The organism is Marinospirillum sp., assembly GCF_014859565.1.
Window position 1 is genome coordinate 1 of sequence record NZ_JACUUA010000135.1, and the last position, 8,903, is coordinate 8,903.

At 54.7% G+C, this 8,903-nt stretch carries 8 protein-coding genes; 1 reads left to right on the top strand and 7 read right to left on the bottom strand.

Annotated elements, in window-relative coordinates; genetic code table 11:
• The 7 genes from IBX50_RS14170 to paaF form a co-directional block, all read right to left on the bottom strand.
• Positions 1-734 (bottom strand): hypothetical protein (locus tag IBX50_RS14170; protein ID WP_292256893.1); only part of this gene is annotated, 734 nt, incomplete at its 3' end.
• 225 nt (positions 735-959) lie between these two features.
• Positions 960-2,270 carry a phenylacetate--CoA ligase PaaK gene (paaK, locus tag IBX50_RS14175; protein WP_292256895.1) on the bottom strand — a complete coding sequence of 437 codons (1,311 nt, stop codon included), beginning with the start codon at positions 2,268-2,270 and terminating at the stop codon, positions 960-962.
• A 37-nt stretch (positions 2,271-2,307) separates the two neighbouring features.
• A complete protein-coding gene (gene pcaF, locus IBX50_RS14180; RefSeq protein ID WP_292256908.1) occupies positions 2,308-3,525 on the bottom strand; it encodes a 3-oxoadipyl-CoA thiolase in 1,218 nt (405 codons plus the stop codon).
• A gap of 14 nt (positions 3,526-3,539) precedes the next feature.
• Entirely contained in the window at positions 3,540-3,986 is a 447-nt protein-coding gene (gene paaI / locus IBX50_RS14185; RefSeq protein ID WP_292256897.1) for a hydroxyphenylacetyl-CoA thioesterase PaaI, read from the bottom strand.
• A 136-nt stretch (positions 3,987-4,122) separates the two neighbouring features.
• Positions 4,123-5,640 (bottom strand): 3-hydroxyacyl-CoA dehydrogenase PaaH, encoded by a 1,518-nt coding sequence (gene paaH, locus IBX50_RS14190; protein ID WP_292256899.1) that lies wholly within the window; start codon positions 5,638-5,640, stop codon positions 4,123-4,125.
• Position 5,641: 1 nt separating this feature from the next.
• The gene (gene paaG / locus IBX50_RS14195; RefSeq protein WP_292256901.1) at positions 5,642-6,433 is read right to left on the bottom strand and encodes a 2-(1,2-epoxy-1,2-dihydrophenyl)acetyl-CoA isomerase PaaG; all 792 of its coding nucleotides are present in this window, start codon (positions 6,431-6,433) and stop codon (positions 5,642-5,644) included.
• Between the two features lie 38 nt (positions 6,434-6,471).
• Positions 6,472-7,245, bottom strand: a complete 774-nt coding sequence (gene paaF / locus IBX50_RS14200) for a 2,3-dehydroadipyl-CoA hydratase PaaF (RefSeq protein ID WP_292256904.1) — start codon at positions 7,243-7,245, stop codon at positions 6,472-6,474.
• 465 nt (positions 7,246-7,710) lie between these two features.
• Between paaF and paaN the strand changes: the two genes are divergently transcribed.
• The coding region (gene paaN, locus IBX50_RS14205; protein WP_292256906.1) for a phenylacetic acid degradation protein PaaN at positions 7,711-8,903 on the top strand (1,193 nt) is incomplete at its 3' end.

An 8,903-nucleotide genomic window follows, 5' to 3' on the forward strand; every position in this document is an offset into this window, starting at 1 on the left:
ATTTGTTTGGTGACCAGTGCACGATCTTCTTCCGGCATGCCGGGGTAGTCGCGTTCCATCAGTGCCATACAAATTGCCATGTGACGACCTTCGTCACGACCGATGTTCTTGAAGGCTTCTTTGAACACCAGCTCACGGCTGTTTTCGTGCATTTGTTTAAAGATAGTGGCTGCAGCAATTTCACCCATCAGGAAGGAGCTGAACAGCACTGCCAGAGAGTATTTTGGCACCGCCTTTTTGTAACCACTCCAGTAGCGGCCACCGTTATAATACAGCCACTTGGCGTTTTTCTGCAGACGCTTGCCGAGCTCGGTTTTTGGCTCGTAGGTCAGCGGATCAGGGTGCTGCAGGAATTTGGTAATGGCCAGACCACACATCTGTTCGTGGTTCTGCTCATCGCGAGTAACAGAGAAGAAACAACGGCGAACGGCATCTTCTTCGTGAACTTCATAGGTTTTGATGAAGGCTTCAGCAAACACAGGTGGTGCAGAAGCATCAAAAACCGACAGCAGTGTCCACCAGTAAGCAATGGCTTCACGCTCTTCCCAGCTGTAAGAATCAACATCCAGGGTGTCCCATGGCAGGTGTTTGGGATCCCAGTTTTCGCGCTGGGCAGCATCCCATACTTCTTCCATCTTGTCTGTCTGGGAGCGCCAGGACAGGGGGTAAACGTTCGGCTGTTCAGTGGCCGGTGGGAATTCCATTGTCTTGGCGAGTTGCTCGTTTTTAGCCATCTCTTGTGACCTCGTTGCTTTGTTGTTTTTGTGAGTGGTTATTGCGTGTTAATTATGGCTTCTGAAGCCATGGTGTATTTGTATATGACACGCAAAAAACAAGCAACAGCGAACTTTGCGTATCACTTGATTCTTTGACATGGATCAAGAAAAAAGCCTGATCCAGAGCAAAAAAAGCCCTGCAAAAGCAGGGCAAAAGGGTTGCAAAAAGGATGATTAAGCTAGTTATTTACGCTTGTCGAACACTCGCTTAGCTTTGCCTTCTGAGCGCGCCAGACGTGCAGGATCACAGACCTCTATACGGGTGCTGATACCTATGTAAGACTTGATGTGATGCTGCAGCTCCTTGATGATCTGCTGGCGCGCAGCGGCATCGGATGAACCGGCTTCCGGTTTTAACTCCACCCGTACATCCATGCAGTCAAGATTGCCATCACGATACACTTCTATCTCGTAATGTGGAGAAAGTTGTGCCATTTTAAGGATCTGCTCTTCAATCTGGGTTGGGAACACATTCACACCCCGGATGATCAGCATGTCATCACTGCGACCGGTGATTTTGTCGATACGGCGCATGGGACGGGCAGTACCTGGCAACAGACGGGTCAGGTCACGGGTACGGTAACGCAGAATCGGCAGGGCTTCTTTGGTCAGTGAAGTAAATACCAGCTCACCGTATTCACCATCCGGTAATACCTCACCCGTAACGGGATCAATGATTTCCGGGTAGAAGTGGTCTTCCCAGATGGTCGGGCCATCTTTGGTTTCAGCACATTCCTGACCAACACCTGGCCCCATCACTTCAGACAGGCCATAGATATCCAGTGCCTGAATACCCAAGCGTTCTTCAAGCTCCTTACGCATTGAGTCGGTCCAGGGTTCAGCACCAAAAATACCAATACGCAGTGGCAGTTTGTGGGGGTCGATGCCCTGGCGTTCCATTTCATCAGCAATGTTCAGCATATAAGACGGTGTCACCATAATGATGTCCGGCTCAAAATCCTTGATCAACTGCACCTGTTTTTCGGTCTGGCCGCCGGACATGGGAATCACGGTACAACCCAGACGCTCAGCACCATAATGCGCACCCAGACCACCAGTGAACAGGCCATAACCATAAGCCACATGCACCTTGTCACCGGCATGGCCACCAGCTGCACGGATGGAGCGTGCCACCACATCTGCCCAGGTATTAATGTCATTTTGGGTGTAACCAACCACTGTGGGTTTACCCGTAGTGCCACTGGAGGCATGAATACGCACCACATCCCGCATGGGTGTGGCAAACATGCCGTAGGGGTAATTGTCGCGCAGGTCAGCTTTGGTGGTAAATGGCACCTTGGCGAGGTCACTCAGGCTATTGATGTCCAGAGGGTGAATTCCCTTGTCATCAAACGCCTTGCGATAAAAAGGCACATTGGTATAAGCGTGGCTCAGGCTCCAGCGCAGGCGCTGCAGCTGCACCTGACGCAGTTCATCAAGACTGGCGGTTTCGAGAGGATCGAGCTTGCCGAGTTTTTGCAGGGGCAGGGTCATGTTGGTCTTCCTATTATTTTTATCGGTTTGTTTCTAGTTATACCCGCTCAATAATCAGGGCGATGCCCTGCCCCACACCAATACACATGGTGCAGAGGGCGTAACGGCTGCGCTGGCCTTCGGCGTGGCGTTTTTCCAGCTCATGCAAGGCGGTGGTGATTAAGCGGGCACCACTCATGCCCAGTGGATGACCCAGCGCAATGGCGCCACCGTTGGGGTTTACCTGTGCGGCATCATCCGGTAGTCCCAGATCACGCAGTACCGCCAGTGCCTGAGCAGCAAAGGCTTCGTTGAGTTCGATTACATCCATGTCGTCCAGGGTCAATCCTGCCACTTTGAGCACCTTGCGAGTGGCGGGTGCCGGTCCGATGCCCATAATGCGCGGTTCTACACCAGCGGTTGCCATGGCGACTACACGGGCGCGTGCTTTCAGGCCAAAAGCTTCAATGCCCGCTTGGTTAGCCATCAGCAGGGCGCAGGCACCGTCATTCACACCAGAGGCATTGCCGGGGGTGACACTGCCCCCTTCACGGAAAGGTGTTGGCAATTTGGCCAGGGCTTCCAGACTGGTCATGCGCGGGTGTTCGTCAGTGTCGACCACCAGTGCTTCCTGTTTGCGACGGGGAATCACCACCGGGGTGATTTCCTGTGCCAGTCGACCGCTGGCCTGGGCCGCAGCGGTACGTTGCTGGCTGCGCAGGGCAAAAGCATCCTGATCTTCGCGGGAGATGTTGAAGTCTTCTGCAACGTTTTCGGCAGTTTCCGGCATGGAATCCACGCCGTATTGTTTTTTCATCAGCGGGTTGATAAAACGCCAGCCGATGGTGGTATCAAAAATTTCGGCCTGACGGCTGAATGCGGTGTCGGCCTTGCCCATCACAAAGGGTGCGCGGGACATGGATTCCACGCCACCGGCCAGCAGCAGGCGGGCTTCACCGGTACGCAGTGCACGAGCAGCAGTACCCACGGCATCCATACCGGAACCACACAGGCGGTTGATGGTGCCACCGGGCACATCAATCGGCAGTCCTGCCAGCAGGGCAGACATGCGTGCGACATCGCGGTTGTCTTCACCGGCTTGGTTGGCGCAGCCGTACAGCACATCATCCACTTGGCTCCAGTCCAGATCCCGGTGGCGCGCCATCAGTGCCTTGATCGGAATGGCACCCAGATCATCAGCGCGAACGGCAGACAGGGCACCGCCGTAACGGCCAATCGGTGTGCGGATGGCATCAACAATGTAGGCATCCTGCAGGGTGGTGTTCTGGCTCATGCATTTTCCTCCAGGCGGCGAACACTGCCGCGTACTTGATAAGACTTGCCACGGAACAGGGCGACGGTCTGTCCGTCCTGATTGGTGATGGTGATGTCGTACACACCGGTGCGGCTGCCACGGCTACGTTCTTCGGCGGTAGCGGTGAGCTGATCACCTTCTTTGGCGGGTGCAACGTATTCAATGCTGCAACCGGAGGCCACTGTTGCCAGGTCGTAGGTGTTGCAGGCAAAAGCAAAGGCAGAGTCGGCCAGGGTGAAGAGGTAACCGCCGTGGCAGGCACCGTGTCCTTGGATCATGCGGTTATCCACGGTCATGGTCAGCACGGCTTTGCCGGGGTTGACGGACAGAATTTTCATGCCGAGTTGCTGGCTGGCCTGATCGCGGGAAAACATGGATTCGGCACAGGCTTCGGCCAGTTGTTGCGGGCTGAGTTGGGTCATATTTTATTGTTCTCTTGGTTCGTGTTCTTTTTAATGAGGTTCTTGCCGTGACAAGGAACAGCTCTCACTCATGTCCCCCGCCTGCGGCTCCTCCTTTACTTCGCTCGAATCTGTTCCTGGCTTCTGCGTGTCACGATCAATAGTTGGCACCATCAGCAAACGCCTGTTGGCGCAGTAGCAGGGATGGCCGGTAGCGGTCTTCGCCGTAGCTGGTTTGCAGGTTTTGTAATACGCGCCAGATAACACCGGAGCCGAGGCGCTGGCTCCAGCTTAATGGGCCTTGTGGGTAGTTAACGCCTGCACACATGGCAAGATCCACGTCGGATGCACTGGCAACTCCTTGCAGAACTGCATCGGCAGCTTCATTGGTGAGCATGGCCAGGGTGCGCATGACGGCAAGGCCGGGTGCGTCGCTGAGTTGGCTGACAGCCAATCCGGCTTTTTGCAGCAGGGCAACGGCATCCTGCAGGGCGCTGTCGGTGGTCTGGCTGGCGGCGCTTATGGCAATTCGGGTGGCTTTGCTGTAATCAAAGGCCAGGTCGAACAGCACCAGTTGCTGCAGGCCATCACTGACGGTGCGTTCGGTCGCCATGCGGCCATCGGTGAGTGCCAGGGTGGCATCACCGTAGCGGATGAGTCCGGCACCATCACGCTGGATGACTTCTAATCCGGCAGCAGCAAAACGTGGGATGAGACCGGCAGCAGCGCCGAGTTCACCTTCAATGATGACCTGCTGGTCGCTGGCCTGAGCGGGCGGCAGGGTGGCCGCTTCCGGGCGGGTGGCACCTTCGGCATAGCTGTAAAAACCCTGTCCGGTTTTGCGGCCAAGGCGTCCGGCTTCGACCAGTGCTTTCTGGATCAGCGAGGGCTGGAAACGAAAGTCGCCGTAGTAGGCATCAAATACCGAGTTGGTGACGGCGTAGTTGACGTCATGGCCGATCAGGTCCATCAGTTCAAACGGACCCATGCGGAAGTTGCCTGCTTCACGCAGCAGGGCATCCAGGGTGGCCGGGTCGGCAGCCTGTTCCTGCATCAGGCGCAGGCTTTCGGCATAAAAAGGACGTGCCACGCGGTTGACGATAAAACCGGGGGTGGAGGTGGCAAACACCGGTTTTTTGCCCCAGGCGGCGGCGGTGGCGTGAATCACTTCTGCCAGTTGTTTGTCGGTGGCCAGTCCCAGAATGACTTCCACCAGTGCCATCAGGGGTGCCGGGTTGAAGAAGTGCATGCCCAGCAGCCGCTCGGGGCGTTTCAGTTGTGCGCCCAGTGAAGTGACGGAAATGGAGGAGGTGTTGGTGGCCAGGATGACTTGTTCACCACACAGGTCTTCCAGTCGCGCAAACAGCTGACGCTTGATGTCGAGGTTTTCAACAATGGCTTCAATCACCAGCCCGGCATCGGCCAGCTGTTCGAGTTGATCCACCGGCTGGATGCGTTGCAGCAGGGTATCCAGATCACCTTGTTGCATCTTGCCGTTATCCACCCGCTTTTGCAGGGTTTTTGCCACACCGGCCTTGCCTGCGGCAGCTGCACCTTCACGCTGATCCTGCAGGTACACCACATGCCCGGCCTGAGCTGCCACCTGAGCAATGCCGGAGCCCATGGCACCGGCACCTATCACGGCAACCTTGACGGAAGTATCCAGTGCTTGCATGTTATTGCCCCTTGAAGTTGGGTTGGCGTTTTTCCATAAAGGCAGCAACCCCTTCGCGGTAGTCTTCGGTGCGACCGGCCAGACGCTGCAGGTCACGCTCCAGATCCAGTTGTTCATCAAAGGAGTTGCTGGCGCTGGCATGCAGGGCGCGTTTGATCAGTGCCAGTCCTTTGGTGGGCTGGGTCGCCAGATGGCGTGCCAGTTTCATGGTTTCATCCATCAGCTGTTCGTTGTCGACACAACGCCAGATCATGCCCCAGCTTTCGGCCTGTTCCGCACTGATCTTGTCACCCAGCAGCGCCATGCCTTTGGCACGCGCCATACCGGCCAGACGTGGCAGGGTCCAGGTGCCACCGGAATCCGGAATCAGACCGATTTTACAGAAGGCCTGAATAAAACTGGCGGAACGAGCGGCCAGGGTAATATCACAGGCCAGCGCAATGTTGGCACCGGCACCAGCGGCCACACCATTCACGGCGCAGATCACGGGTAGCGGTAAATCACGCAGGGTACGGATCATCGGGTTGTAGCGTTTTTCAATCGATTCACCCAGATCCGGAACTTCAGCACCGGGTGCCACGTTGCGATCAGAAAGATCCTGACCGGCACAGAAACCACGACCAGAACCAGTGATCACCAGCACACGGACACTGGCATCCTTGCGAACCTGACCTAGTGCAGCACGCATCTGATCGTGCATTTCAGTGTTAAAGCTGTTCAGACTGTCCGGGCGGTTCAGAGTCAGCAGGGCTACACCCTGATCAATTTCAAGCAGAATACTGGGCTGAGACATAAAAAATTGTCCTGTTAAAGTTGATTGTTCGGTTGGAATCAGCAGCCTTTGAACTGCGGTTTGCGTTTTTCCTGAAAGGCTTTTAGCCCTTCGGCGCGATCCGCTGTGCCAGCCAGCAGGGTGAAGGCATGGCGTTCAAAACGCAGGCCGGTCGCCAGATCGGTATCCTCAGCCTTGTGCACGGCTTCTTTGGCAAGGCGCACGGCCAACGGTGCCTTGGTGGCAATGATTTCAGCAATTTTGATGGCACGTTCCACGGTCAGTTCGGTGGGGCAGATTTCGCTGATCAAACCGGCTTGCAGAGCGCGTTCAGCATTGATCTGTTCACCGGTCAGCACCAGTTGCATGGCAAGGGATGAACCCACGGCGCGGCACAAACGCTGAGTGCCACCGGCACCGGGCATAATGCCAAGGTTGATTTCTGGCTGACCAAAGCGGGCGTTTTCACCGGCAATCAGAATGTCAGCATGCATTGCCAATTCACAGCCACCGCCGAGGGCAAAACCATTGATGGCCGCAATAATGGGTTTGGGAAAACGGGTAATGCGTTGCCAGTGCGCCTGACGGGGGTCTTCGAGGATGCCAACCAGATCACGCGCAGCCATCTCGTTGATGTCTGCACCTGCGGCAAAGGCTTTTTCACTGCCAGTAATGACCACAGCACGTGTTGCTGGATCAGCTTCTGCATCATCAAGTGCGGCAGACAGCTCGCCCAGCAGTGCAGTATTCAGGGCATTCAGGGCTTCCGGGCGATTCAGAGTGAACAGACGGACACCCTTCTCCGGCCCTTGGATGAGCAGGTTGTTTGGCATAATTAACCCGTTGTTATGTTTGTTATTTATCTACTGTTTGCGGTTATGCCGGTCGTTTTCACGACCTGTACAGCAGTTGCGCCGTTTTTGTCTTGTCTTAATTGTGAACCATGTTGGCTCGGGCGAATTGCTGCAAATGAGTATATCCAAAATTTGACACTCATCAAGAAAATAATTTCTGATTTGTGTATCGCTTTTGTCGGGTGGTGGCGGGTTGTTGCTGCAAGTGGTTGAAAAAACAATAAAATATAGATTTTTATAAAGAAAGTGCTGACGGATCAGTCACGGAAGCCGGACTTAAAAGCACAGAAAACAGCCTGTTTGCTTTGCTTTGTGCGGTCAATATGATACAAAAAGCCCGTCTTGATCTAAATTGTTGTTGCCATGTTGGCGCGGTAAGCGACTGCCTGTCCTAAAATCTGTCTGTCTTAAAATTTTACAGACACACCTCTCAGGAGTCTTACCATGTCAGCTTTAACACCTGTTGTATTGTTTGAACGTCATCAGGAACTGCTCAACCGTGCGGTTGATGCAATCCACACCCGTGAATACTGGTCTCCCTATTCCGAAAATCTGAAAAAATACAACGAAGAAGCGGTGAAATCCGCTCCAGCAGATTTTAAAGCGCTTTGTGATAGCCACTTTGCCCTTGAAGGCGTCACCGGCGTGAAAAAAATCACCGGTGAACGTTCTCCTTACGGTTTTGATCTGGGCATCAGTTATGACCAGCCCGACATGAACGCGCTGGTGGATGAAATGCATGCCGCGTTACCACAGTGGCGGGATGTAGGTGCCAAAGGCCGTGTAGGTGTGTGTATGGAAATCCTGCATCGCCTGAACGAACTCAGCCCACTGATGGCACATACCGTGATGCACACCAGTGGTCAGGGTTTTATGATGGCTTTCCAGGCCGGTGCACCTCATGCACAGGATCGTGCTTTGGAAGCTGTCGCCTACGGTTGGGATGCCATGAAAGGCATTCCTGAAACGGCTCGCTGGAACAAACCCCAGGGCAAGATGGATCCACTGGTGATGGACAAACAATTCCACATCGTACCGCGTGGTGTGGCACTGGTGGTGGGCTGTTCCACCTTCCCAACCTGGAATACCTACCCCGGTTTGTTTGCCAGTCTTGTTACCGGCAACCCCGTGATAGTTAAACCTCACCCAACCTCCATCCTGCCAGCTGCGCTGACTGTAAAAGTGGCGCGTGAAGTGCTGAAAGAAGCGGGTTTAAATCCTGCGTTGGTCAGTCTGGTGCCGGATACCGTGGCAGAACCGGTTACCAAAGAGCTGGCGCTGAACCCAAAAGTAAAAGTCATCGACTTCACTGGCTCCAGTGCCTTTGGCAACTGGCTGGAAGACAATGCTCGTCAGGCGCGGGTGTTTACCGAAAAAGCCGGGGTTAACTCGATTATTGTGGACAGTGTGTCTGACCTGAAAGCCGTGACTCGCAACCTGGCCTTCACCCTGAGCCTCTATTCCGGCCAGATGTGCACCACTACCCAGGCTATTTATGTGCCTAAAGACGGCATCAACACCCCCGAAGGCAAGGTCAGCTTTGATGACTTCGCTCAGGCGCTGGCCACTGCCACCAGCAAATTCCTGTCCGACAACGACCGTGCTTGTATGGTACTGGGTGCCATCCAGTCGGATGC

Excerpts from the sequence above, each read along its gene's own strand:
- paaK (WP_292256895.1), bottom strand. The coding sequence starts at position 2,270 with ATGACCCTGCCCCTGCAAAAACTCGGCAAGCTCGATCCTCTCGAAACC.
- paaI (WP_292256897.1), bottom strand. The coding sequence starts at position 3,986 with ATGACCCAACTCAGCCCGCAACAACTGGCCGAAGCCTGTGCCGAATCC.
- paaH (WP_292256899.1), bottom strand. The coding sequence starts at position 5,640 with ATGCAAGCACTGGATACTTCCGTCAAGGTTGCCGTGATAGGTGCCGGT.
- paaG (WP_292256901.1), bottom strand. The coding sequence starts at position 6,433 with ATGTCTCAGCCCAGTATTCTGCTTGAAATTGATCAGGGTGTAGCCCTG.
- paaF (WP_292256904.1), bottom strand. The coding sequence starts at position 7,245 with ATGCCAAACAACCTGCTCATCCAAGGGCCGGAGAAGGGTGTCCGTCTG.